Origin of the sequence: Synechococcus sp. HK01-R (assembly GCF_014217855.1) — a bacterium.
In the GTDB taxonomy this organism is placed as follows: Bacteria; Cyanobacteriota; Cyanobacteriia; order PCC-6307; family Cyanobiaceae; genus Synechococcus_C.
In genome coordinates this window covers 1,910,332-1,935,178 of record NZ_CP059059.1, presented here as the reverse complement: position 1 = coordinate 1,935,178, position 24,847 = coordinate 1,910,332, and the positions used below count along the sequence as shown (strand labels likewise).

The following is a 24,847-nucleotide window of genomic DNA, read 5'->3' as shown; positions in this document are numbered from 1 at the left end:
TGATGACGAGCGATTTGTCTGCCGTCAGGGTTCGTCTGGACCTAACGGAAGCTTCAAATCAGACGATCACTGTGACTATGACCTGGACACCAGCCCAGGCCACGACCCGATGGCAACTGCCGGTGTGGACACCAGGCTCCTACACGGTCCGTGATCCGGTTCAACACCTCCATTCACTCTCCTGCAAACAGCAGGGGAAATCTGTGCCGCTCCGTCGCACGTCACCGTCTTGCTGGAGAGCGGATTTACAACCAGATCAAGACGTTGAAGTTCGTTATCAACTGGAAGCCCGACAACTCACGGTCAGAACCTGCTGTCTCGAGCCGCAGTTCGCCAGCCTTTGTCTTTCCGCCGTTGTGATGTTGGTGGATGGCTTTCGATGGGCACCCCATCATCTGGAGATGGTTCTGCCATCGGGCTGGCAAGCAGCCGTTCCTCTTCCACACGATCAAGGGATTTACCACAGCGACGATTTTGATGCCCTTGTTGATAGTCCTGTCCATGCGGGGTGTTTCGAATCCCAGCCCTTTGAAGTCATGGGTTGTCAGCACGAACTGATTCTGTTTGGAGCACCACCCCAGGGCTGGCCACCGGATTTTCTTCGCGACATCAGCGCCGTTTGTGAGGCGACCTGTCGTCTCATGCAAACGTCACCGCCAAGCGCTGATCGCTATCAACTGGTTCTGTTGATGTTGGATCAGGGCTACGGAGGGCTTGAACATGATCACGCCGCTGTCCTCCACTATTCCTGGAAGTCACTAGCGGGAGAAGACGGATACCTCAAGCTGCTCCAGTTGATCGGACATGAGTATCTGCATCAATGGAATGTGCGGCGTTTAAGACCCCGCGACTACATCCCTTATGACTACGGAGGGCCTGTGGTTTCAGACTGCCTCTGGTTTGCCGAGGGGGTGACAAGTTACTTCGACCTCGGCCTGCCCTTGTTAGCGGGTTGTAGCAATCAGGAGCAGTACCTCAAGGATCTAGGTCGTGATCTCTCCACTGTTCTGATCAGTCCTGGTGTCGGTATCCAGAGCCTTGCCGATAGTTCCCGTGAAGCATGGGTTCGCCTGTACAAAAGAACTCCAGCCGGTGCCGACAGCCAGATCAGTTACTACGTCCTTGGTACTGCGATGGCGTTCTGTTTGGACGTCATGTTGCGGGAAAGCGGGGCATCACTGGCCTCGCTGTTGAGACAGCTCTGGGATCACTTTGGTCGCCATGGACGAGGCTATGGCCGTAGCGATCTGTTGAATGCGGTCCAACAACATCATCCAGAGCTGGCCCAGTCTCTCCCTAATTGGCTCGATCACTGCGGATCCATCCCGATTGAAGACTGCGTCTCCAGAGTGGGGCTGAAGCTAAATCCAGTCCTGGCAGATCGGGCTGAAAGCGGTCTGGTGCTTCGCGAGGAGCGGGGAGCAATTCTGATCGAGAGGGTGGCGCAACAAGGTCCAGGAGCCAGGGCGGGTCTGATTCCAGGAGATGAGCTCATCGCCCTTCATGGGCATCGAATTCGCAGCCTGGAGGATTGGCAAATCCTTTGGGCAGGACCAGATGAAGCTGTCGTGCACTTTGCTCGACGGGGCCGCATGGCTGAGACGCACCTTCAACAGGCCCCACCATCACTGGACCACTGGGAATTGAGCTGTGATCCTGGGGCATCACCGCAGGCGAGCGCTCTTCGAGACGCATGGTTTCGGATCCTTTAGGCCCACTGCGCAAGCTGGTTCAATCCGGCACACGCACCTCCGGTCGCCTGCTGGCACTCGTCGCTGCAGGATCGATGGTCTGTGCGGTCAGTTTTCTCTTACTCAGTGCAGGGCGCTCCGACACTGACAGGGCTAAGGAACGCCCGTCTCTCCTCGAGTTATTGGATGACGTGGGGCGCACGACTGAAGGAGCTTCCGAGACACTGCCGAAGGAATCACCTCCGGAAGCCCCCCGCGCCCTCGCCTGGACATCGCCTTTGGCTCGGCAATGCAGTGGCATCGATCAGGCCATTCAGAAACGTCTGAAGACCAAAAAGGCGCGTCTTGCCTCACTCCGCCAGTCGATTGCCATCGACAAAAGCAATTATGGGAAGCGCTACCGGCGGGATCCATGGAAACGTCCCTTGGATCCAAGCCCCAGGGTTGTGATTCTGCATGAGACGGTTTTCTCAATGAATTCAGCCATTAATACCTTCCAAACCCATCACCCACGAGACGAAGACCAAGTGAGCTATCACACGTTGATTGGACTCAACGGACAGATTGTGGATCTGGTGAGCCCAATCGATCGGGCCTTCGGGGCTGGTTATTCAGCATTTCTCGGTGAATGGGCAGCAACCAATCCAAAATTCAAGGGCTCGGTGAACAATTTCGCCTTACATCTGAGCCTTGAAACACCCGAAGATGGTCAAAATGACAGATCGAAGCACAGCGGTTACACAGCAGCCCAATACGACGCTCTCGCGCTGGTACTGGATCAATGGATCCAAAACTACGGGTTTTCTCCTGCAGCGATCACCACCCATGAACATGTTGATCTTGGCGGGGAGCGATCAGATCCTCGCAGCTTTAATTGGTCAGAATTGCAGAAACGACTTGCGGCACTCGGGCTTCTCTGCAGCTCCTGATCAGATCAACCCACTCTCGGGTGCACGTTGAGTGGAGTAGATCAGCCCGTGCAGAGCTGGATCCTGCATGTAGCGGAGAATGCGGGCGGGGTAATCCAACTTGCCGTTGTGAAGGTAGGCCAGGGTGGCAATGGCCTTGGCGTCGATGGCAGAACGGCTGGCCATCAACATGCGCTCTTCGGCAAAACCAAGCTCAGCCTTCAGTCGTGCCATCTTTCCAACGAGTAACTGAACATTCGAGGCTGGATTAAGCAGAGTTTCCCTGGCCTTGGAAATTTGAGCATCGGTGGGGTTGCGAGGGAGGCGACCCTGATGCATCAGTTCGGAAAGACCCAGCTGTGCAGGGCCCAGGGTGGAGAACAAACCTGAATGGGCTACGAATGGAAGATCTTCTCCGGGCTTGGAATGCTGGATCTCGTCATACAGGATTCCAGCGATCAGCATGGGATTGACATGCTGCCGATGCGCCTCGAGCAGGATGACTGGCTTCAACTCTTGGAGACGCTGAAGTGTGTTGAGACGTAGGGGCTCCAGTTGGTCCATCCCGCGAGTGAACAACTGTGCGAGCGGGGTCTGGGGGCCATGCACGCCAAAGCGACGCTGCAAAAACGCCAGCTCTTCAGCAGAAAAATCAGTTGGCTGCCCGTAAGGCTCCCGAGGCTGATCACTCGCTGCGGCAGGGGTGCTTCGTTCTGCAATCACCCTGTCAATCGACACGGGCTCCCTCACGCCCAACAGAGCAGCCAACGAAAGCAGAACCCCCGTGACAGGTAGCAGGAGACTGAGCTGAGGCCTCAAGCGCACGGATGGTTGATGAACGAATCCCTATAGACGCTAGCTGGGGTGTCGCATTTGATGGGCAGACTGCTGGATCCTGGATAGGTTCTGCGAGTAGGCGATCTGCTCCGACACGAGATGAGCTTTCCAGATTTCTGCGCGAGTGACAGCCAGATTCAATGGCAGCGGTTCTGTGATCTGCTCTGGTTCCACGATGACCTGGGGATGTGGCTGGATATCAGTCGCATGCATCTCAACCATGGTGATCTTGAAGAGATGGCCCCCGGGTTCGACCGGGCCTTTAGTGCCATGGAGGCGTTGGAGGGCGGTGCCATTGCCAACGCCGACGAACAACGGCAGGTCGGTCATTACTGGCTGAGACAGCCAGAGTTGGCTCCCACACCACAGGTGCGTGACCATATCAGTGCTGAGATTGACTCCATTGAGGCCTTTGGTCAGGCGGTCCTGAGCGGGACCATTCAGGCACCCACTGGTCAACCCTTCACGGATGTGCTCTGGATCGGAATTGGTGGCAGTGGACTCGGGCCCTTGCTGATGATTCGGGCACTCCAGAACCAGGGAGTGGGTCTTCCCTTTCATTTCTTCGACAATGTCGACCCCAACGGCATGAGTCGTGTGCTCGCATCGCTTGCTGACAAGCTCCGCACCACGCTTGTGATCACGGTCAGCAAATCAGGCGGAACCCCCGAGCCGCATCTGGGCATGGAGCAGGCCCGTCATCGTCTTGAGTCCATTGGCGGCAACTGGAGCCAACAGGCCGTTGCAATCACGATGAAGAACAGTCATCTCGATCAGCAGGCGGTGCAGGAGGGCTGGCTCAAGCGCTTTGACATGTTCGACTGGGTGGGTGGTCGCACCAGCATCACCAGTGCGGTTGGTCTGGTTCCTGGTGCTCTGATCGGTACAGACATCAGACAATTCCTGGCCGGAGCTGCCCAGATGGATCAGGCCACACGTCTGACGGATCTACGTCGTAATCCCGCGGCCTTGATGGCTGCAGCCTGGTTTAAAGCAGGCGAAGGCAAAGGCAAACGCGACATGGTGGTGTTGCCCTATCGCGACCGTCTCGAGGTCTTCAGCCGCTATCTGCAGCAGCTGGTCATGGAATCTCTTGGCAAGCGTCTTGATCGCGACGGCAATGTCGTCCATCAGGGCATCGCCGTTTACGGCAATAAAGGCTCGACCGATCAGCACGCTTACGTCCAGCAACTACGAGACGGCGTAGACAATTTCTTTGTGACCTTCATCGAGCAGCTGACCGACGCTTCTGATATTCCCGAAATCAACGGGGAGCGCCCTGGCGATTTCCTCGACGGTTTCCTACAGGGAACTAGATCAGCCCTGATGGAGGGGGGTCGCCAAAGTATCAGCATCTCGATGAAGGACTTCGATGCTCGTCGCCTTGGCGCCCTGATTGCACTGTTTGAGCGCGCAGTTGGCTTTTACGGCGAACTTGTCAACATCAATGCTTATCACCAGCCCGGAGTGGAAGCCGGCAAGAAAGCAGCGGCTGCGATCCTCAATCTTCAGGGTCAAGTTGAAGCTCTTCTCGCTGATGGAGTGAGTCGTTCGGTTTCAGACGTTCAACAGGCAATCGGCGAAGGGTCAATGGAATCCGTGTTCTGGATCCTTCGCCACCTGTGTGCCAACAGCCGTGGCTACGTGGCGCAAGGAAGCTGGGATCAGCCGGCTTCCTTGCGTTTTGCCAAGAGCTGATTGTCAGGGCACAAGGTTGACCAGCTTCCCCGGCACGACAATCACACGCCGGGGAGGCTGGCCCTCCAGCCATTTCGCAGCCACATCACTGTTGAGGGCGAGCTGTTCCAACATGGCTTGATCTGCATCTGCCGGCACCCGAAGGCTTCCACGCACTTTGCCCTTCACCTGAATCACCAGCTCGATGCTCTCTTGCACCAAAGCCGAAGGATCATGCACCGGCCATGGTTGCTGATGCACGCTGATGGCGCCGCCGAGTCGTGACCAGAACTCCTCAGCCAAGTGAGGCGCAAATGGTGCGAGAAGACGCACGAGCCCTGAGAGGGCTTCGACACGCACTTCCGGACTAATGGCCTCGAGTTGCCCTGAGAGAGCGTTGGACAACTTCATGAGTTCAGAAATTGCTGTGTTGAACTGATAATCGCCACTGAGATCCTCATCAACAGCAGTAATGGCTGTATGCAAAGCCCGACGGATCTCGCGATCGAGATCGGTCATCGGAGCATCTGGGAAGTTGCAACAGCTGTCTTGAACCTGAACGTTCAAATTGACTCCTGTATCAACCAAGCGCCAGAGACGCTGCAGGAAACGAAACTGACCTTCAACATCAGCATCATCCCATTCCAGATCCTTCTCGGGTGGAGCTTTGAAGAGAATGAACATCCGTGCAGTATCGGCGCCATAACGATCAATGACGGCAGCTGGATCGACGCCGTTGTACTTTGACTTCGACATCTTTTCGAAAAGGACCTCGAGAGCACCACCGTCCTCTGGATCACGGGGATCCTGTTCATCGGCGACATCCGCAGGTGCCACATAACGACCGGTCCGAGGATTGCGATAGGTGACCCCTTGCACCATTCCCTGAGTCAACAGACGCTCAAAGGGTTCACGGGTGCCAAGTAATCCACGGTCATGCAATGCCTTAGTGAAGAACCGGGCATACAGCAAGTGGAGAATGGCGTGCTCAATCCCGCCGACGTATTGATTGACAGGAAGCCAGTGATTGACGTTTGTTGCTGAAAAAGGTCGTTCTTCATTATGGGGGTCAGCGAAACGAAGGAAATACCAGGATGAACACATAAAGGTATCCATCGTGTCAGTTTCTCTCCGCGCCGGTTGGCCACAGCAAGGGCACTCCACTGTCAGCCAAGAGGAGAGCTGAGCCAGTGGTGAGCCCCCTTTCCCTGAGAGGTCAATTCCATGGGGAAGCTCAACTGGGAGTTGTTCCTTGGGTACGGGAACAGCGCCGCAACTGTCGCAGTGAATGATCGGAATCGGACAGCCCCAATACCGCTGGCGGGAGATCAACCAATCCCTCAGTCGATACTGAACCTTGGTCCGGGCCCAGCCTTCACTTTCGCCATGGAGGGTGATCGCTGTTTTCGCATCCTCAGAGGCGAGACCATCGAAGCGCCCTGAATTGACCAGAACACCCGGCTCTGTCCATGCCTCACCATCGAGTGTTTGAGATTCCACGCCTGGGATCTGTACGACCCGGTGTAAGGGCAGCTCATGGCGTCGGGCAAACAGGAAATCCCTTTGGTCATGAGCCGGCACACCCATGACGGCCCCGGTGCCGTAATCGGCAAGCACATAGTCGGCAATCCATACCGGAATGGTCTTCCCATTCACCGGATTGATCACCTCAGCGCCGATCGGAATCCCGCGCTTGGGTTGGTCATCAGCGGTTCGCTCTTCCTGGGAGAGGGTCGACATCAGATCTCGAAAAGCCGCCACGGCAGTGGCTTCGGTCGTACTGACGAGCTGATCAACGAGGGGATGCTCTGGGGCAAGAACGACGTAACTCGCTCCAAACAACGTGTCCGGCCTGGTGGTGAAGACAGTGATGTGCTGGTCAGAGGAGCTTCCGTCAGCGGCGCACACCTGGAAGTCAATTTCGGCTCCCTTCGAGCGCCCGATCCAGTTCGCCTGCATGGTGCGCACCCGCTCCGGCCACCCCTGGAGCAGATCCAAATCATCCAACAGAGCATCGGCATAATCCGTGATGCGTAGGAACCACTGACGCAGGTTGCGCTTCTCAACGAGCGCACCGGAACGCCAGGACTTGCCATCGGCATCCACTTGCTCGTTCGCAAGAACCGTCTGATCGACAGGGTCCCAATTGACGATCGCTTCTTTCTGGTAGGCCAAGCCACCAGCGTGTAACTCCAGGAAGAGCCACTGGGTCCAGCGGTAGTAATCGTCGTGGCAGGTAGCGAATTCGCGATCCCAATCAATCGATAGGCCAAGCCTGTCGAGTTGGGTCCTCATTTGGGCAATGTTGCGGTCCGTCCATACCGCTGGATCCACACCGCGTTCGATGGCGGCATTCTCAGCTGGCAGTCCAAAGGCATCCCAGCCCATCGGGTGAAGCACGGCATCCCCTCGCATGCGCTGCGTGCGAGCAATCACATCCGTGATCACATAGTTGCGCACATGTCCCATATGCAGAGAGCCCGATGGATACGGGAACATCGAGAGTGCATAAAAAGGACGTTGCCCCGGCTGTGGTTCAGCTGTGCGGTCCTGCTGGCAGTCCTTCCAGCGCTGCTGCCAACGGTCCTCAAGAGTGAGGGGGTCGTAGCGATGATCACTGGAAGACGTCGAAGCAGACGTCGATGGGGGTACGGGGCTCACGGGCAGGGCTCACCTGGTTGCGATCGTGACACAGCTGCTCTCCCTTGCTGGGAAACAAAGGATCAGCTCAACCGAGACAACGGATCACAGCAATCGCCCGTCTAGAGATCAACAGAGGTTGATCGGCATCAGAGCGAGTGAGGGCAAGGAATTCTGGATCTTGCCAAGCCAGCACTCCTTCGTGACTGGCACCGTTGAGAAGTTCAAGTCGCAAAGCCCGTTGCTCTCTCAACCAGGTCTGCAACAGACGAACGCCCGGCAGACTGGGGTCGAAACAGGTGGTCTCCATCTAACCGGCGCCGCGTAACACCATGCTCCAGTTCAGCAAGTATCAGGGTCTTGGCAACGATTTTGTTGTCCTGGAAGGGCGAGCCGGACAGCTGGATGCAAGCATCCGCAACCCTGATGCAGCTTGGATCCGTCAGATCTGTGATCGACGCTTTGGAATCGGTGCCGACGGGATCATCCTGGCGCTGCCGCCGGAGACTGATGGGGATCTCCGCATGCGCATCTTCAATGCCGACGGCAGTGAAGCGGAGATGTGCGGCAATGGCATTCGATGTCTTGCCAGGTTTCTGGCTGACAGCGATGGCAGTCAAAGCGGTGAGCGCTGGCGCATCGAGACAGCCGCCGGAATGATCGTTCCCGAACTCCAAGCTGACGGTCAGATCAAAGTGGATATGGGGCTTCCATTTCTCATTCCAGATGAAGTCCCGACATCGCTCCCGGTGGGGTCAGCTGGTTTGCCGCAGGGGGACTTAGAGGTTGCGGGGGTCACCCTGAGCGTTGCGGCGGCCGGCATGGGGAATCCGCATGTCGTCGTACCTGTTGAAAACCTCAAAACCATTCCGTTTGAGCCCTGGGGTGCTGCTCTAGAGGTCCATGACGCCTTCCCGGCCAAAACGAATGTGCACTTTCTTCAGGTGCATGGTCCACAGTCCCTTGAAATCCGAGTTTGGGAACGCGGGGCAGGACCAACCCTTGCCTGTGGAACAGGCGCCTGCGCCACCCTGGTCTGCGCTCATCTCCTAGGACTTGCTGACCATTCCGCGCAGGTGAACCTTCCTGGAGGCCCACTGCTGATCAGTTGGCCTGATCGCAGCGGCTCCATCTTCATGACAGGACCAGCCGAAGCGGTCTTTGACGGAGTCTTAGTTCCTGAATTGGTTCCCACACCGGTAGTTGCTTTGGCCCCTGAGCCCCAAGCAGCAACCCACCGAGCAGACAACGACACACCTTCAAGCATCGAGGCTGAGTTCAACTGCGCAACGGCCTGTCAGGAGACTTGTCAGAAACCGGATCACTGTCTGCGCGCAGAAGCCCAACGTCAGGTGCAAGCCCTCCTCGAGACGATGTCGCTCGACACAATGATCACCCTCGCCGGTGACAGCCTCGAACAACGCACACGGGCTCGAATGGACCGCGAGACCAGTGGCTGACAGCGACAGGGCCTTGTATTTCGACGCGTGTGCGACAAGCCCCACCGATCCAGAGGTGATCGATTGGATCGCTGAGGTGCAGCGCAGCGCCTGGGGGAACCCATCGAGCCTGCATGGCCATGGTCTGAAGGCTGCTGAATGCTTGGAGCGATCGCGTGTGCAGCTCGCCAGCAGTTTGCGGGCAGCGGCGAACGACTTGGTCTTTACTTCAGGTGCAACAGAATCCATTCACCTTGCTTTGCTTGGTCGAACGGTCGACCGTGCTCCTGGCCGCCTTGTGGTGTCGTCTGTTGAGCACCCAGCAACGATGGCGGCAGCTCAACAGCTGGCCAATCAAGGATGGGAGGTGGTCGAGTGGCCTGTCGACCCGCAGGGTCAGATCGATCTGGGGCAGCTTGATTCCCTCTTGGATGCACCAACCGAGATGGTGTCGCTCATTTGGGGGCAAAGTGAGATCGGCAGCCTGCAACCCGTGGATGTCGTCGGCGCGGAATGCCGACGGCGAGGCATCACCTTTCACGTGGATGCCACGCAGGTGGTTAGCCAGGGCCGGCCTGATTGGTCAACCTTGCCCGCTGATTTACTGAGCGCGTCGTCCCATAAATGTGGCGGGCCCAAGGGGGTTGGCTTCCTGCTGACTCGTTCCCATCAACGTGAGTCCATGCGCCCTTGGCTGGGAGGCGGAGGCCAGGAACAGGGATTGCGTTCGGGCACACAACCAGTGGCCCTGATCGCGGGGCTCACGCTGGCGATCTCCAAACTGCCTGCCTGGACGTCATTGTGCACCTCGCACAGCACACGTCATCTCCGTGATGAGCTGCTAGCCAGCTTGCTCGAAGATCCTCGACTACGCCTTTCCGGATCCAGAGACCAGCGTTTGCCCCATCACATTTCGCTTCTGGCGTCTGACGATGCAGGCCGCGCCCTCTCAGGTCGAGCTCTCGTCCGCGAGATGGCCCAACAAGGCGTTGCCATCAGCAGTGGTAGTGCCTGTGCGTCTGGCCACGACGAGGGCAGTTCTGTGCTTAGGGCCATCGGACTGAATGCCGAGGCCAGTAAGTCAGGCATCAGAATTAGCCTTGGCCCTTGGAACAATCCGAGCGAACTTCCCTTGTTAAAAGAACGTCTTTCGCGCTCCCTCGATCGGCTGCAGGGGCGTTGAAGGTCAGGATTGGCAGTACCCTCCGGCCTTGCCATGGACCTCTGCCGTGACCAGAACCCTTCCCGCCGACCTGAAGCAGGCTGAAGAGCAGGCGAGGGAGTCACTACTCGAGGCTTTGAGCGATGGCCAATCGCGCCGCTGGATGGTGAGCATGCGCTTCGAGGGGCTACGGGTTCTCCCTGTCGCTCTGAGGCTTGCTCGCAAGCTTCAGGAGACTGGTCAAAAACCTGTGCTGGCATTCCCGGATGCTGGATCGGCAGCTCTTGCCCAGAGGGATGAACCAGAGCTGGCGAAATCTTGTTGTTCCCTTCAGGACCTCTGCCGTGGGCGATTGATGGAGCGTCAGGACGATTTGCTCCTCGCTGTGGCACCTCAACCCAGCGATTACGAGGAACTGGAGCAGGCCTGCGCGGACTGGACTGGCCAAGTGGCCATGCTCAATGGCCGTCTTGAAGATGCTGCAGTTGGCATCGGCAGCGTGGCTCGATCGAGACGCCAAGGTTTTGTGGCGACCTGGGAGGTGGCTTACTGGCTTCAGCCGTTGGACGGAGCCGCTCTCCTTCATCAGTGGCCCCAACCATGGTCTCTGTTTAGGGCCGACCCCGACGGCTACCGATTCGTGATGGACTACGAACGACGACCGGATCCCGAGCAGATCGATGAGGCCCTTGCCGGCACCGGTTCCGAGCTGAACAGGCAGATGGGGGCAATGGACCGTTTTCTCAATGACCTAAGGAGCTGAGGGCTCTCTTGTAGACCCTTGGAGGGCTCCGTATCGTGGCGGTTCAGGATCTCGCGTGATGGCTCTCAACCAACGCATCAAGGGTGTGAACGCCGTTGACGGTTTGGCTGCCCTACTCGGCATTGCCGCTTTGGCTGGCGTGCTGTGGAGCCCGAAACTGAGCAACACCGTTGCTCGAGCGACAGGGTCAGTCAAACCCGTTCAGATCAGCGTGGACGTGCGTGGAGTCCCTGCCGCCGATCCTGACCGCCTTCTCAGGGACGCCTTGCAGGCTGGCCGAACAAGCATCGTGATTCGCAACCAGCCCCACGGGTCAGTCCGCTTGGTGCAAGTGCAAGACATCACGCGCAAGTTGGTCACCCTCACCCCCGATGGTCGCGTGCTGACAGCGGTCGATCCCAACCGGCGCATTCAGGGCACACTCGATGCCCGTTTCATCCTGGATGGGGAGGCGACGGTCTCAGGTTCCGGTGTGGTGATGGCAGGAACCAACCTCAAAATCGGAACTCCCGTGGAACTGGAGGGTCCGCAATATCGGGTCAACGGAACGGTCAGTGGGGTCGAGATCCAGTGACAAGGCTTCTGTCTTTCTCTGCCCTGGCATTGACTGTCCTGCTACCCGCCCCCGGACGGACAGCCGAGCCTGAGCTGCTCGCCCCTCCATTACCTCTGCAAACACTGGGTTGGCCAAGCCTGCGTGACGGAGAGCCTTGTCTACCTCTTCAAAACGCTGTTGATGTTGCCCTTGGCCCTGAAAAAAAGGCTTGGAGCATCACGATTCTGAATGAACAGGGCTCTGTTCTTGCCGCGGTCAACGGTGCTGCAGCTCTGATTCCGGCATCGAATCAGAAATTGATCACCACGGCCTATGCCCTCGACCAGCTCGGTCCAGATTTCCGCCTGAGAACCCGTTTATTGCAACGCCCTGACGGGGTCCTGGAACTGGAGGGAGAAGGGGATCCAGATCTAGGAATTGATGGACTTCAGCGTTTGGCGATGGCAGCCCTAGGCCAGGGTGGGAGTCGTCGCGAAGCATCGGGCTCTATCCAGCTGATGCTTCGCGAGGAACCGCCCCAACGTTGGTGGCCCCGTGACTGGCCCAAGGCCGACCGGATGGAGGCTTATGGGGCTCCCGTGACGCGACTGGCCTTGACGAGCAACGCTCTCGGCATGGCTGTTCAAAACCCGGCTGGACGATTCCAAAGCCTGTTCACAAAAGAAGTGCAACGGCAGGGTGGGCGGGTAGCCCTGAAGGTGGTGCACCCCACGCAAGGCTCGCTCGAACAACAGGGTGGTGTCGATGATCTCTTGGTGCTCCATGAGGAGGTCTCCGCACCGATGCATTCCCTGCTGAGCCTGTCGAACACCGAGAGCCACAATTTCACCGCCGAAGTGCTGTTGCGGGAAGCCTCCGATCAGTGGGATGTGACGCGTGCCTCACAGCGGGCCCAGCTGTGGATGCGAGGCCAGCATCTGCCGACCTCAGGCTTACGGGTTGCAGATGGCAGCGGGTTGTCGCGTTCGAATCGAGTCAGCAGTCAGACCCTTGCTGCTCTGCTCCTACGGATGCATCAACATCCCCTAGGCCCCTACTACCAGGCCTCCATGGCCATCGCCGGTAGGCGAGGGACACTAAGGAATTACTTCCGGGGCAGCAGTTTGGACGGAAAACTCTGGGCTAAAACCGGCACGCTCCGCGGGGTTCGCTCGGTGAGCGGCTTTCTGGAGACCAGTGATGGACTCCGATTCGTGAGTCTGATCTCGAACGGTTCCTGGGCTCCGAACGAGACGATCGGAACCGTTCTCAAAGCTGCGCAGAAATTCAGCCGGTGTTCCGCATTGACCTGAGACGAGATGCGGCTCGACGGGCTCTGGAAATTGGCACAGCCTCCCCTGAATCTTGGGGAGCAGAAGACCGGGTAGGACTTGATTCAGAACGAAGGGTCTGAATCTTCACGAGTTCCTGGCGACCGCCCAAGACCACTTGTGCCATCTCCTTGAGTCGAGTTTCAAGTTCGCCGAGAGTCTGTTCCGCATAACGGTTGGCACCGTCCTGAACCGAAGCCGCCTCCTGACGACTCCTCTGAATGAGGGCTTCACACTGTTGTTGAGTCTGCTGCCGGTAGGTCAGCGCATCCTGATGGAGGCGTTCTGCCTCGCTCTGCGCTTCCTTCTGTATCCGGATTCCCTCCATGCGGATCTGTTCCAGCTCTTGAAGGGATTGCTGGCGACTGCGTTCATGCTGGTCAGTGAGCTGGCGCTTTAATTCGATCGCCTCCTGATCAAGCTGTTGACGGCGTTGCAGGGCTTCCTGTTCAAGCTGCTGGCGCCGGCTGGCGAACTGCTGCTCAAGCTGCGCATGCTTCGCTTGCATGTCGTGCTCCATTTGAGCCGCCTGCTGACGGGTGGCCTGAAGAAGCTGTTCACACTGCTGACGGGCCTGGTCCCGCAGCTCGTTCACCTGCCGTTCTGCCTCCTGACGAATCGAGGCAGCATTGACCATCTGATCACGCTGTTGAGCTGCTTTCTGGACGATTTCATCCGCCTGCTGCCGAGCGGTGGTGATGAAAGTGTCACGTCGCTGGATCAACTCATCAGCCTGATTGATCTGTCCCGGAAGGGTTTCACGAATGGCATCGAGAAGTTCGATGGCGTCCTGCTCATTCACGAGCCGACCACCACTAAAGGGGATACGACTGCCTTCCAGCACGATCTCCTCGAGCTGGTCGAGCTGGTCGAGTACGGGGAACCGGATCTCGCTCATCACGGACGCTGGCGGAAAGACTGATTAAAGAGCCTGCGCAGATCATCCGCCACCACGGGGGGCACCATGTGATCGACCTGTCCACCGAACCGGGCCACCTCCTTGACCACTGAGCTACTGAGAAAGCTGTGGTGAGCTGTGGTGGCGAGGAAGACGGTCTCGAGATCGGGTTCGAGCGAACGGTTGGTATGGGCAATCTGAAGTTCGTATTCGAAGTCACTCATGGCGCGGAGTCCTCGGAGGATCACATCGCTCCCGGTTTCGAGCGCACAACGCACGGTGAGGCCATCGAAGCTGATCACCTGAATGCCTGAGAGGTGATGGGTCGCTGTCTGGATCTGAGCGAGCCTCTGCTCCAGAGGAAAGGCAGGGGTCTTCCCCGGGTTTTGAAGCACGGCAACCACTACCTCTCCGAACAGCTGGCTACCCCGCTCGATCAGGTCGAGGTGACCAAGCGTCAGTGGGTCAAAACTGCCTGGGTAGAGGGCACGCATGCTGGGGATCAAGTCCAGTCGGATCCTATGCAGAGGCCGCGAGACTGGTGTTCAATCCAGGCAATGCAGAGGCGGATCAACCTTGAGCCCACCAACGCTGCGAACGCCATTACTCACGCAGCCTGACCGACTGGAACAGCGTCTGAAGGACATCCCTGCGGAGCCCGGTTGTTATCTGATGCGCGATCAGGACGACCGCATCCTCTATGTCGGCAAATCAAAAAGTCTGCGCAGCCGTGTGCGCAGCTATTTCCGCAGTCGCCATGACCTGTCGCCACGCATCCGTTTGATGACAAGGCAGGTCTGTGAAATCGAATTCATCGTGACCGACAGCGAAGCCGAAGCTCTCGCTCTTGAGTCAAATTTGATCAAGAACCATCAGCCTCACTTCAATGTGTTGCTGAAAGACGACAAGAAGTATCCCTACTTATGCATCACTTGGAGTGAGGACTATCCGAGGATTTTCATCACGCGACGCCGCCGTTTTCGCAGTCCTCTGGATCGCTTCTATGGCCCCTACGTGGATGTGGGTCTGCTGCGACGCACCCTGTTCCTGGTGAAACGGGTGTTTCCGTTGCGCCAGCGCCCCAGACCCTTGTATGCCGACCGCACCTGCTTGAACCACGCCATTGGCCGCTGCCCAGGGGTGTGCCAAGAAAAGATCAGCTCCGAGGACTATCACCGCACCCTGAGAAAGGTGGCGATGGTGTTCCAGGGGCGTAGCGACGAACTGCAGACGCTCCTGAGTGAACAGATGGAGAAATATGCGGAACGGCTGGATTTTGAATCGGCAGCGAGGATTCGTGATCAGCTGCAGGGTTTGGATCAGCTGACCGCTGACCAGAAGATGAGCCTGCCCGATTCCTCTGTCAGTCGGGATGTGCTTGCACTGGCCTGTGATCAACGGCTCGCTGCAGTGCAGCTCTTCCAGATGCGAGCTGGAAAGCTGGTGGGTCGACTGGGCTTCACAGCCGATGCGCAGGCGCTCGAACCAGGTTTGATTCTCCAACGCGTCATCGAAGAGCACTACAGCCAGGTGGATGCGGTGGAGATTCCGCCAGAAGTCCTGGTGCAACATCCCTTGCCCCAACAGACCCTGGTTGAGGAGTGGCTTGGGGAACAACGGGAGCGGAAGGTACAAATCCATGCACCGCAACGTCGTCAGAAGGCGGATTTAATCGAACTTGTGCAACGCAATGCCGAATTTGAATTGCTGCGCGCTCAACAGGGCCAGGAGCAACAGGCCCTCGCCACGGAGGATCTCGCCCAATTGCTCGAGCTCCCCAGACCACCCAGACGGATTGAGGGGTACGACATCAGTCATATCCAAGGGAGTGATGCCGTGGCCTCTCAGGTGGTGTTCATCGATGGATTACCCGCCAAACAGCACTACCGCAAATACAAGATCCGCAGCAGCAGCGTGCGCGCTGGCCACAGCGACGATTTCATGTCGATGGCCGAGGTGATCCGCCGCAGATTCCGCCGATGGGCCAGGGCAAAGGCAGAGGGAGCAGATCTTGGTGCCCTCCGTCATCGGGGAGGCAGCGCTCTCCAGACCGATGGCCTCAACGATTGGCCTGATGTGGTGATGATCGACGGCGGCAAGGGTCAGCTTTCCGCCGTGATGGAGGCCCTGAGGGAGCTCAATTTGGATGAGGATCTGACCGTCTGTTCCCTGGCAAAACAACGGGAGGAGGTCTTCCTGCCGGGCGAGCGCGACCCACTCGACACGGACCCGGACCAGTTGGGTGTGGCCCTACTGAGGCGTTTGCGGGATGAGGCACACCGCTTTGCCGTCAGTTTCCATCGACAGCAGCGGGGCGAACGGATGAAGCGTTCCAGGCTGTCTGATATCCCCGGGCTAGGCCCGAGAAGGGTTCGAGACCTTCTCTCCCATTTCCATTCCATCGATGCGATTCAACTCGCTCCTGTGGAGCGGCTCATGGAGGCCCCGGGGGTTGGGCGCTCCCTAGCGGAACAGATCTATGGCTTCTTTCACCCAGAAGCGTCGGCAGAGCAGAGTGAGCGCGAAGACAACACGACTGGATGAAAAAACTGCTGCCGCTACTGCTCTGCCTCTTGAATCTGGTGATCGTTTCCGCCGCGATGGCGGCGCCGGGCCTCTGTACTGGACCCATTTGCGCAGACAACATCAGCCGCAGCGCGAAGAACCACTGGCAACTGGTTCTTCGACTGAATGATCAACAGGGTCACCGGGAAAAAGTGGTGATGGATTGCAAGGCCAGTGTGTTGAGTCCCCGTGCAGGGCTAGTGGACCGCGGCTTCGCCCTGGCTTTAGGGAAGCGTGCCTGCCGCTTGGCTGGTGAAGAGACCTGACCATGGAGCTGACACTGATCTTTCCCCATCAGCTCTTTCAAGAGCACCCCGCTCTGGAGCCGGGAAGGGAAGTGGTTCTGATCGAAGACCCGCTCTTGTTTGGAACCGATCCAGCTTGGCCACAACAGCTGCACCGACAGAAGTTGATCTTGCATCGCGCCTCGATGCAGGCCTTCGCCGATGCGCTTCACCAGCGTGGTTTTTCCGTGAGGGTTCAGAGGCACGATGAAGCCACTGATACAACAGCGCATCTGCAAAAGCTCTACGACGCCGGATACCGCAGCTTCCACTGCGTTGATCCCGTCGATGACATGCTGGAGAGGAGGCTGACCAGCTTTGCCAGTCGTTTCGCCTGCAGGGTGGAGCTCCTACCCACCCCGATGCTGCTGACTCCCTCAACGGTGGTGGAGGAGTTCTTCGGTCGCGGTCGCCGTCCCCTCATGGCTGCGTTCTACGCCATGCAGAGAAAGCGATTGAACCTGCTCTTAGAGCCTGACGGCTCCCCCTGCGGTGGGCGCTGGAGTCTTGATGCGGACAACCGCAAAAAACTGCCAAAGGGCATCGAGGTCCCAGAGCCTCCAACCCATCAAGACGACCGCTGGGTTGAGCAGGCTCGGCCGGGGCTAGAGACCGAGGCCCTCCCGCTGATCGGCTCAGGCAAATCCTTCGCGTATCCAGTGACGCACGCCGCGGCCGAGTCCTGGTTGATTCAATTTGTCGAGCAGCGTTTCCAATTCTTTGGGACCTATGAGGACGCCATCAGCACACAGCACAGGGTGCTTTGGCACAGCGTTTTGACACCCATGTTGAATGTCGGCTTGCTAACCCCCCAGCAGGTTCTGAATCGCATTCTGGAACGGGCCTCTGAGGGGGATATTCCCCTGAATTCTCTAGAGGGATTCATTCGTCAGCTCATTGGTTGGCGGGAATTCATGGCCGTCATGTACCGACGCCATGGCATCGAGATGCGAAACGGCAATTTTTGGGGGTGCGAAGACAAACCACTGCCCAAGGCCTTCTACACAGGCTCGACGGGCTTACCACCAGTGGACGATGCGATTCATCGCGCATTGTCGAGTGGTTACTGCCATCACATCGAGAGACTCATGCTTCTGGGAAATGTGATGCTCCTCTGTGGTTTTCATCCCCGTCGTGTCTGCACATGGTTTATGGAACTATTTGTGGATGCCTACGACTGGGTGATGGTGCCGAATGTGCATGGCATGAGTCAGTTTGGAGATGGTGGGATCTTCACCACAAAGCCCTATATCTCAGGTTCGAACTATGTTTTAAAAATGTCGGATTACCGGCGCGGTGATTGGTGCAAGAGCTGGGATGGGCTCTTCTGGAGTTTCATCGCTAGGCACGAAAAGTTCTTCCGCGCTCAACCAAGACTGGCCATGATGACAAAGAATTTGGACCGGATGCCAGCTGAAACACTCGCAACGCACCGGCAATCGGCGAACGATTTTCTTGACGGGCTCACCTGAACACTGCTTATGGTCAGCACAACGCGCCGTCTCTGATGACGTTTCCTCCCGAGGCCTATCTCTGGTTTAAGACCCTCCACATCGTGGGCGTGGTCGTGTGGTTTGCAGGCCTCTTCTACCTCGTTCGCCTGTTCATCTATCACGTCGAAGCCCAAGAGCTAGCACCTGAGTTGCGCGATGCCTTCCAGGGGCAGTACGCCTTGATGGAACGACGGCTGGCGAACATCATCACCACCCCTGGCATGGTCGTAGCGGTGACGATGGCCGTGGGACTGCTGCTTGTGCAGCCCAGTTGGTTACAACAAGGTTGGATGCACGCCAAGCTTGGGTTTGTGGCAGCACTGCTGGCCTATCACTGGTTCTGTTACTGCCTGATGGGTCAGCTGCAAAAAGGGGAGTGCCGATGGAACGGACGTCAGCTTCGTGCTCTCAACGAATTACCAACGCTTCTTCTCGTCATCGTGGTGATGCTGGTTGTCTTCAAGAACCAGTTCCCAACAGGTGCAGCCACTTGGTTCATGGTGGCCCTGGTTGTGTTCATGGCGGCATCCATCCAGTTCTATGCCCGCTGGCGCCGCCTGCGCGCTGAAGCCTCCTCAGGACAAGCCGATGCCCTCTGATCGTCATCCCCTTCATTCCGTCCTTGAAACCGTGGGTCCGGAGAGCTGCCCAGGGGCCATCAACTTTCACTGCCACACGATCTGCAGCGATGGAAGCCTGGATCCCATCGCTCTGATTGGCCAGGCCCACGAGAGGCAGCTGGAACACCTTGCAGTGACCGATCACCACAGTGTCGCGGCCTTTCAGCCAATGCAGGACTGGCTCAAGGCTCAACAGGATCAGGGCAGAAGCGTTCCCACCCTTTGGAGTGGCATGGAAATCAGTTGCGTTCTTCAAGGCTGCCTCGTGCATGTGCTCGCCCTTGGCTTCAAGCCTGGCCACACCGCCTTGAAGGCTTACAGCCAAGGGGATGCTGCCGTGGGAGAGAGTTTGCGTGCTGAGACGGTTCGCAAAGCCATCCATGAGGCTGGTGGGCTGGCGGTTCTGGCCCATCCCGCCAGATATCGGCTCGGGTTCAACGAATTGATTGATGCCGCAGCCGAACTCGGTTTCGATGGTGGGGAGGCCTGGTACGACTACGACATGCAACCCACGTGGTCAGCCACCCCATTGATCTGCGACCGGATCGATCAACAGTTGAAGAACCTTGGCCTTTTGCGTACGTGTGGAACCGATACCCACGGAGAAGACCTCAGAGGTCGCTAAGTTCAGACGACTACCTGACTCCAGGCATGGGTTTCTTCGATCGTCTGCTGAACCCCCGCTCCGCTGGCACGAACAGCGAGACCTCCCAGGCGAAGCCAGCAAAGAAGGATGAGAGCTTCTTTCTCGACAGCGATTCCTCCAGTTCACTGGGAGATCTGAACTACATGCGGGAAGCCAAGACCATCCGCCGCACCTTCCCTGGCACCGCAGACAGCCCTGGCAACAAGGAGCTCGTCACCGAGGTGGACGCGATGGCCCTGAAGGTGGATACCAAGACCGAGGGTCTAGGTGGTGAGGTCGCACAGGACGACAAAGTGTCGGTGACCCAGGGGGTTCCCAAACCAGTGAAGAAAACCTTCGCTGAAACAATGACGCAGCAGGAACTCAGTCAGCGTCTGAAGGGCAGTGCGTTGACGGGGGTCAATAGCCCTGCTGCGCCCGATGCGGCACCCGTTGCTCGCAAAACCGAGCTCAAGCAAGAGGTAACGACCAGCTCCTCATCCAAATCGCAGAGTTCAGCACCAGGGTCCATCGATCCCTTCCGGGCAATGGTCCGAGATCTGAACAGCTGATCAACGATCAGCTGTCGGTCTGAATGCACCGGTCTCAATGCATCCCTCAGCGTTGAGAACGATGTCGCGCAAGCGCTCCAACCTGGCCTGATCGGAACAGTCCCATAAACCGCGATTGGCGGCTTCCAACAGCCTCTCGGCCATGTCGCGGAGGGCCCAGGGGTTGTGGCGCTTGAGAAATTCAGCATTCGCCTGCTCATCCAACCAGCTGTCCTGAACAGAGCTGTAACACCAATCAGGCACAAGGCCTGTGCTGGCGTCATAGGCAAATAAGTAATCCAAGCTGGCTGCCATTTCAAAAGCGCCTTTGTATCCATGACTGCGCATGCCTTCGATCCAGCGAGGGTTCAAAAGTCGGGAGCGCACCACTTTGTCGATCTCCCGTGAAAGGGGGTGCTGTCGTAGTCGCTCCCGGCGGGAATGATCTGAAAACCAGACCTCAGCGCTCTCACCCTTCACGCTGGTGACAGCAGCAGCAAGACCGCCATGAAATTGGTAGTAATCATCTGAATCGAGAAGGTCGTGTTCTCGGTTGTCCTGGTTATGCAAGACAACCTGAACATTTTTGAGGCTGGACTCAAGGGCCTCACGGTCCTCAATGGGCTCTGCGGAGCCGTCATATCGCCAACGACTCCAAGTCAGATAAGCCTCCGCAAGATCGCTCTGGTTCTCCCATTGCCCTGAATCGATCAATGCCTGAAGTCCAGCGCCGTAAGCGCCAGGGGCGGAACCAAAGATCCTGTGCTGTGGCCCTGAGTGTCTTGTCGAATCAGCTAAGGGGTTCCACAACTTCTCCTCATTGCATTGAGCAACCAGTTGCAACGCTCTGTTCACCCAAAGCACGAGCTGCGGAAATGCATCCCTGAATAGGCCTGAAATCCGCAGGGTCACATCCACGCGAGGACGATCAAGCAGAGAGAGAGGGATCAGTTCGAGGTCAACCATGCGCCGCATCGGCCCATCCCAGACCGGACGAACCCCCATCAGAGCGAGCATCTGAGCAATATCCTCGCCTCCGTTGCGCATGGTCGCGGTGCCCCAGACGGAAAGAGCCAAATGGCGAAGAGGTTCCCCATGTTCAAGCAGGTAAAGCTCAAGCAACTGTTCGGCACTGCGTCTGCCGAGATCCCAGGCGGCCTCGGTTGGAAGACCACGAAGATCGACCGAATAAAAGTTGCGGCCCGTCGGGAGCACGTCAGGCCGTCCTCGCGTCGGGGCGCCCGAGGGACCACTCGCTAGCCGACCACCAGCCACCGAATGTAGGAAGCCTGAGCGCTCTCGTTCAGCACAGGCAAGAAAGGCTGGAATCAAGCTGGAATGGAGGTGTTGCAACGCTGGATCCGTTCCTTCAGTCACCCAAGACAGCAGCGCTGGATGGAGCTCAAAGTCGTCCCAAGCCGTCGAGGTCGAGCCACCATTGAGGATCAAATCGCGCCGGATCAACCGGAGCGCTTGATCCTCCAACCAGGCGACAACATCGGAGACCCTGCGACCCTGGGGGACACCAAGTTGATGAAGCAGGCGTCGATCCGATTCAGCCAGGGCAACACCATCTTCATCACACCAAGGGTCGCAACGGAAGCCAAGCAATCTGGCGATTGCCTGGGTCAATCCGAGCCGATCAGGACCTGGGCATCGAGCTGTAGCCAACACCAATTCGGTCATCGCATCGCCACTGGGAGGCATGCCCAAACGATGGAGACCAGTGCGAATTTGAGATTCCTTGAGTTCACATAAATAGGTTTCAGCCTGCTCTAAACAAGCCATCCACTCAGAGGCTGCAAAAAAATCCTCTGGAGTGGGTTCGCCTTCAGCAGCCAGTTGGGGCAACCCAGGCCAGTTCAACTCCAAGAGCAGCTTCAACAACTGCAGGTCGAGTTGTCGACAACGACTGGCATTCAACTCACGGGCTTCGACGGATTCATCGAGTAACCGTTCCAAACGTTCCAGTTCTCCATGACTGCCAGCACGACCGAGCGGCGGTGTGAGGTGATCGAGGATGACGGCATGGCCACGACGTTTGGCCTGAGATCCCTCGCCGGGATCGTTCACAATGAAGGGATACAGATGCGGGACGGGCCCTAGCGCCAAGGACGGACCACATCGACGACTCAATCCAACACTTTTTCCCGGAAGCCACTCGGCACTTCCGTGTTTGCCCATGTGCACCATCATTTGGGTCCCGTGGACTACACGAAGCCAGAGGTACTGGGCGAGATAACGATGGGGAGGAGGTAGATCCGGGGAATGGAGATCACTGAGTTGGTCAGCGTCATAGCCGCGACTGGGTTGTACGAGAAGGGTCAGACCTCCAAAGCGAAGACCATGAACGGCAAATCCTTTGCGGCCGTCGCAAAGGGTCTCCAAATCCTCTGCTTGCTCGGGATCCCCCCAACGCTTGAGAATGGGCTCCTGGGCGTCGGCGGGAAGGCTCTGCCACCAACGCTGGTAGTCCTCTAGAGACAGATGATCCAGTGAAGGCAGATGCTGACTTTCAGGGTCATTGGTTCGACCGGCCAGGAGTGAAGCCATGAGGGCCTCTGGGGTCGCTGGCAAGGGTTCACGGCCAAGGTCATACCCAGACTCTTGAAGCCACTGCAAGGCGTTGTGAAGGCTCGCGGGGGTGTCCAAGCCAACCCCATTGGCTAACCGTCCGTTACGGATCGGGTAGTTGGCCATGATCAACGCCAAGCGCCGCTTGCTGGGCTCGGTTTGCCGCAGGTTGATCCACGCTGAGGCATGACGAACGACCCAGTCGATCCCTTCTGGATCAGGCTTTAGGGCATGGATGGCCGTCGCCAGATCTCCATGGGCCTTGGTCAGCTCACGAAATCCACCCACTCGGGTGGTGATCCTTCCATCCAGCTCGGGGAGTACCACCTGGAGAGAGAGATCAAGGGGGTCAAGACCTCGCGATGATGCGGCCCAGGAGTCGCGAGACCGACCACTGCTGAGCAGCTGAAGAACGGGACAGTCCAAGCGGTCAAACAATGGGCAGCCAAGACCCGCCTCCTCGAACTGAACGGAGGCGAAGGCCGTGGTGGTAATCACCACATCCACCTTCTGCTGTTGGAGTAAGTGCAACGTCCCTTGTTGAACGGCGGGATCACGGAGGCTGCTTACCCAAAGAGCACGAGGGACCAAACCTTCGTTTTCAAGGGCGGCCAGGAGGGCTTCGGCAACAGCAGTGTCTCCGGCCCGGGCGAGTGCTCGGTAGAGGATGATTCCAACCCTTGGGCCAGGTTGATCCTTCCAACGCCAGGGCGAAGGATCCTCCATGACACGCGGCTGAATCGTCGCCGGATCCGGGTGATGGTTGTTCAGAAGAGCATCAAGCACCTCGAGAAAAAGGGCCTGATTGTCCAAACCACCTTCACGCAAGAGGCTGGCCAATCGATCGCTGAGTGGTTCTGGATAACAGCCCAGGGAATGCAGGGCACGATCCTGATCAGGCGTACCAGCCAAGATCAGGGTGGTGCGGCCCGCTTGGGACCTCCTCCAACGATCCAGTTGTTCCAGTCCGTAGGACCAATGGCCGCGTCCGCCTAGGAGACGAACAACAATCAGCTTGGCGGCAGCCCCTGTTGTGGCCAGGTAATGGTCAATCTGGGCGGGATGCTGGAGTGCGTCCAGGGAAAGGGCACGGATGCGCCCCCGCCAGGCGTTGCGATCAGGCCTTTCAAGGACCGAAGCGAGGGTGGAGAGATCGGTCTGGGCGCTGGTGAGCCAAAGCACAGGGGCGCTGGGTTGTTCCACCAGAACGACACCGTCGTCCTGATCGGATCCAGGAAGGTGGCTCAAACGATGCATGCAGCCATTCTCTGCCTGGGAGGGAGTCGGCGAGAGTGAGAAGATTTTGCGGTCGGCCCGATCCAGCCATGCACCAGTTCCTGCCGTACGCCTGGTTTCAAGGCCGCTGCATCCCTTTTGAGGAAGCCAAGGTATCGATCGCCACCCACGCGCTGCACTACGGCACCGGTGCATTCGGTGGCATGCGTGCCATTCCTGATCCTGCCAATCCCAATCAAGTCCTGCTGTTCAGGGCGGATCGGCATGCCCGCAGGCTGAGCCAAAGTGCCCGGCTGCTTCTCGCCGAACTGAGTGAAGAGACGGTGATGGAGGCTCTGACGGCGATGCTGAAGGCGAACCGGCCCACCACTCCCATCTACCTGCGGCCCTTCGTTTACACCAGTGATTTAGGGATTGCGCCAAGGCTGCACAACATCGAAACGGATTTCCTGATCTATGGCCTCGAACTTGGTGACTATCTGGCGCCAGAGGGTGTGAGCTGCAGGATCAGCAGCTGGACCAGACAGGAGGATCGCTCCCTGCCCCTTCGCGGAAAAATCAGTGGTGCCTACATCACCAGCTCTCTGGCCAAGACAGAGGCGGTCAAGAGTGGATTTGATGAAGCCCTGCTCTTGAACAGCCGCGGAAAAATCAGCGAGGCGAGCGGCATGAACCTGTTCATCGTCCGTGATGGCCAGTTGATTACGCCGGGCGTCGACCAAGACATCCTCGAAGGCATCACCCGCGCCAGCGTGATCGAACTGGCGAAATCCATGGGCCTGGAGGTCCTGGAACGGCCAGTCGACAAAACGGAACTGTTCATCGCTGATGAGGTGTTTCTGACTGGCACAGCAGCGAAGATCACTCCCATTCGTCAGTTGGAATCAACGGTTCTCCAGAGTGAGCGTCCGGTCATGGAGGCCCTGCGAGAACGACTCGTCGCCATTACAGAGGGGCGTGACCGGGAGTTTGATCACTGGGTGACCCGGATCGAACTCGGCGACTGACTCAGCTGCGG

21 protein-coding genes are annotated in these 24,847 nt (G+C 57.9%); 15 read left to right on the top strand and 6 right to left on the bottom strand.

The genetic code is table 11. The features are described from left to right. The first annotated feature begins 2 nt into the window (after positions 1-2). Together H0O21_RS10240 and H0O21_RS10235 are read left to right on the top strand one after the other, a co-directional pair. Positions 3-1,712: a M61 family metallopeptidase gene (locus tag H0O21_RS10240; protein ID WP_185189608.1), complete on the top strand. Its 1,710-nt coding sequence runs from the start codon at positions 3-5 to the stop codon at positions 1,710-1,712. After that, a complete protein-coding gene (locus tag H0O21_RS10235; RefSeq protein WP_185189607.1) occupies positions 1,694-2,620 on the top strand; it encodes an N-acetylmuramoyl-L-alanine amidase in 927 nt (308 codons plus the stop codon). The genes H0O21_RS10240 and H0O21_RS10235 overlap by 19 nt, the downstream gene beginning before the upstream one ends. On the opposite strand, the gene H0O21_RS10230 is transcribed toward H0O21_RS10235, so the two are convergent. Continuing rightward, entirely contained in the window at positions 2,621-3,319 is a 699-nt protein-coding gene (locus H0O21_RS10230) for a helicase DnaB (RefSeq protein WP_255441200.1), read from the bottom strand. Between the two features lie 216 nt (positions 3,320-3,535). Here H0O21_RS10230 and H0O21_RS10225 point away from each other — a divergent pair, with 216 nt between their 5' ends. Continuing rightward, complete coding sequence (locus H0O21_RS10225; RefSeq protein ID WP_185189606.1) at positions 3,536-5,134, top strand: glucose-6-phosphate isomerase; 1,599 nt, start codon at positions 3,536-3,538, stop codon at positions 5,132-5,134. Positions 5,135-5,137: 3 nt separating this feature from the next. Here the strand turns inward: H0O21_RS10225 and leuS are convergent, their stop codons facing one another. Together leuS and H0O21_RS10215 are read right to left on the bottom strand one after the other, a co-directional pair. Continuing rightward, positions 5,138-7,774, bottom strand: coding sequence for a leucine--tRNA ligase (gene leuS / locus H0O21_RS10220; RefSeq protein ID WP_185189605.1), 2,637 nt, complete (start codon positions 7,772-7,774; stop codon positions 5,138-5,140). A gap of 67 nt (positions 7,775-7,841) precedes the next feature. Further along, a complete protein-coding gene (locus H0O21_RS10215; RefSeq protein ID WP_131455290.1) occupies positions 7,842-8,063 on the bottom strand; it encodes a hypothetical protein in 222 nt (73 codons plus the stop codon). Positions 8,064-8,085: 22 nt separating this feature from the next. Here H0O21_RS10215 and dapF point away from each other — a divergent pair, with 22 nt between their 5' ends. Genes dapF through dacB form a run of 5 tightly spaced genes read left to right on the top strand, consistent with a single transcriptional unit; the run spans position 8,086 to position 12,965 of the window. Continuing rightward, positions 8,086-9,213 (top strand): diaminopimelate epimerase, encoded by a 1,128-nt coding sequence (dapF, locus tag H0O21_RS10210; protein ID WP_185189604.1) that lies wholly within the window; start codon positions 8,086-8,088, stop codon positions 9,211-9,213. Further along, complete coding sequence (locus H0O21_RS10205) at positions 9,206-10,375, top strand: cysteine desulfurase family protein (protein WP_185189603.1); 1,170 nt, start codon at positions 9,206-9,208, stop codon at positions 10,373-10,375. Before dapF ends, H0O21_RS10205 begins: the two co-directional genes overlap by 8 nt. Positions 10,376-10,421: 46 nt before the next feature. Continuing rightward, on the top strand, positions 10,422-11,117 hold the full coding sequence (locus H0O21_RS10200; protein ID WP_185189602.1) for a DUF1995 family protein: 696 nt from the start codon (positions 10,422-10,424) through the stop codon (positions 11,115-11,117). A gap of 58 nt (positions 11,118-11,175) precedes the next feature. After that, positions 11,176-11,691, top strand: coding sequence for a DUF4330 domain-containing protein (locus H0O21_RS10195; protein WP_185189601.1), 516 nt, complete (start codon positions 11,176-11,178; stop codon positions 11,689-11,691). Positions 11,692-11,720: 29 nt separating this feature from the next. Beyond that, positions 11,721-12,965, top strand: coding sequence for a D-alanyl-D-alanine carboxypeptidase/D-alanyl-D-alanine-endopeptidase (dacB, locus tag H0O21_RS10190; protein WP_255440985.1), 1,245 nt, complete (start codon positions 11,721-11,723; stop codon positions 12,963-12,965). Here dacB and H0O21_RS10185 read toward each other — a convergent pair. Beyond that, entirely contained in the window at positions 12,940-13,881 is a 942-nt protein-coding gene (locus H0O21_RS10185; protein ID WP_185189600.1) for a hypothetical protein, read from the bottom strand. The genes dacB and H0O21_RS10185 overlap by 26 nt on opposite strands. Continuing rightward, positions 13,881-14,375, bottom strand: a complete 495-nt coding sequence (gene coaD / locus H0O21_RS10180; protein ID WP_131455567.1) for a pantetheine-phosphate adenylyltransferase — start codon at positions 14,373-14,375, stop codon at positions 13,881-13,883. Before coaD ends, H0O21_RS10185 begins: the two co-directional genes overlap by 1 nt. A gap of 97 nt (positions 14,376-14,472) precedes the next feature. On the opposite strand from coaD, the gene uvrC reads away from it, so the two are divergent. From uvrC to H0O21_RS10150, 6 genes are read left to right on the top strand one after another with little or no spacing between them, the layout of a single operon-like run. After that, a complete protein-coding gene (uvrC, locus tag H0O21_RS10175) occupies positions 14,473-16,425 on the top strand; it encodes an excinuclease ABC subunit UvrC (RefSeq protein WP_185190986.1) in 1,953 nt (650 codons plus the stop codon). Then, the gene (locus H0O21_RS10170; RefSeq protein WP_185189599.1) at positions 16,422-16,712 is read left to right on the top strand and encodes a hypothetical protein; all 291 of its coding nucleotides are present in this window, start codon (positions 16,422-16,424) and stop codon (positions 16,710-16,712) included. The genes uvrC and H0O21_RS10170 overlap by 4 nt, the downstream gene beginning before the upstream one ends. A 2-nt stretch (positions 16,713-16,714) precedes the next feature. Further along, positions 16,715-18,202: a cryptochrome/photolyase family protein gene (locus tag H0O21_RS10165; RefSeq protein WP_185189598.1), complete on the top strand. Its 1,488-nt coding sequence runs from the start codon at positions 16,715-16,717 to the stop codon at positions 18,200-18,202. A gap of 35 nt (positions 18,203-18,237) precedes the next feature. Further along, positions 18,238-18,822, top strand: a complete 585-nt coding sequence (hemJ, locus tag H0O21_RS10160; protein ID WP_185189597.1) for a protoporphyrinogen oxidase HemJ — start codon at positions 18,238-18,240, stop codon at positions 18,820-18,822. Further along, the gene (locus tag H0O21_RS10155; RefSeq protein WP_185189596.1) at positions 18,812-19,468 is read left to right on the top strand and encodes a PHP domain-containing protein; all 657 of its coding nucleotides are present in this window, start codon (positions 18,812-18,814) and stop codon (positions 19,466-19,468) included. Before hemJ ends, H0O21_RS10155 begins: the two co-directional genes overlap by 11 nt. A gap of 26 nt (positions 19,469-19,494) precedes the next feature. Beyond that, positions 19,495-20,040: a hypothetical protein gene (locus H0O21_RS10150; protein ID WP_185189595.1), complete on the top strand. Its 546-nt coding sequence runs from the start codon at positions 19,495-19,497 to the stop codon at positions 20,038-20,040. Here the strand turns inward: H0O21_RS10150 and cobN are convergent, their stop codons facing one another. Further along, positions 20,041-23,850 (bottom strand): cobaltochelatase subunit CobN, encoded by a 3,810-nt coding sequence (cobN, locus tag H0O21_RS10145; RefSeq protein WP_185189594.1) that lies wholly within the window; start codon positions 23,848-23,850, stop codon positions 20,041-20,043. Between the two features lie 68 nt (positions 23,851-23,918). Between cobN and H0O21_RS10140 the strand changes: the two genes are divergently transcribed. Beyond that, a complete protein-coding gene (locus H0O21_RS10140; RefSeq protein WP_131455278.1) occupies positions 23,919-24,836 on the top strand; it encodes a branched-chain amino acid transaminase in 918 nt (305 codons plus the stop codon). The last annotated feature ends 11 nt before the right edge of the window (positions 24,837-24,847 follow it).

Excerpts from the sequence above, each read along its gene's own strand:
- dapF (WP_185189604.1), top strand. The coding sequence starts at position 8,086 with ATGCTCCAGTTCAGCAAGTATCAGGGTCTTGGCAACGATTTTGTTGTC.
- H0O21_RS10240 (WP_185189608.1), top strand. The coding sequence starts at position 3 with ATGACGAGCGATTTGTCTGCCGTCAGGGTTCGTCTGGACCTAACGGAA.
- H0O21_RS10215 (WP_131455290.1), bottom strand. The coding sequence starts at position 8,063 with ATGGAGACCACCTGTTTCGACCCCAGTCTGCCGGGCGTTCGTCTGTTG.
- H0O21_RS10185 (WP_185189600.1), bottom strand. The coding sequence starts at position 13,881 with ATGAGCGAGATCCGGTTCCCCGTACTCGACCAGCTCGACCAGCTCGAG.
- H0O21_RS10195 (WP_185189601.1), top strand. The coding sequence starts at position 11,176 with ATGGCTCTCAACCAACGCATCAAGGGTGTGAACGCCGTTGACGGTTTG.
- H0O21_RS10140 (WP_131455278.1), top strand. The coding sequence starts at position 23,919 with ATGCACCAGTTCCTGCCGTACGCCTGGTTTCAAGGCCGCTGCATCCCT.
- H0O21_RS10150 (WP_185189595.1), top strand. The coding sequence starts at position 19,495 with ATGGGTTTCTTCGATCGTCTGCTGAACCCCCGCTCCGCTGGCACGAAC.
- cobN (WP_185189594.1), bottom strand. The coding sequence starts at position 23,850 with ATGCATCGTTTGAGCCACCTTCCTGGATCCGATCAGGACGACGGTGTC.
- H0O21_RS10155 (WP_185189596.1), top strand. The coding sequence starts at position 18,812 with ATGCCCTCTGATCGTCATCCCCTTCATTCCGTCCTTGAAACCGTGGGT.
- H0O21_RS10165 (WP_185189598.1), top strand. The coding sequence starts at position 16,715 with ATGGAGCTGACACTGATCTTTCCCCATCAGCTCTTTCAAGAGCACCCC.
- H0O21_RS10225 (WP_185189606.1), top strand. The coding sequence starts at position 3,536 with ATGAGCTTTCCAGATTTCTGCGCGAGTGACAGCCAGATTCAATGGCAG.
- H0O21_RS10235 (WP_185189607.1), top strand. The coding sequence starts at position 1,694 with ATGGTTTCGGATCCTTTAGGCCCACTGCGCAAGCTGGTTCAATCCGGC.
- H0O21_RS10170 (WP_185189599.1), top strand. The coding sequence starts at position 16,422 with ATGAAAAAACTGCTGCCGCTACTGCTCTGCCTCTTGAATCTGGTGATC.
- coaD (WP_131455567.1), bottom strand. The coding sequence starts at position 14,375 with ATGCGTGCCCTCTACCCAGGCAGTTTTGACCCACTGACGCTTGGTCAC.
- hemJ (WP_185189597.1), top strand. The coding sequence starts at position 18,238 with ATGACGTTTCCTCCCGAGGCCTATCTCTGGTTTAAGACCCTCCACATC.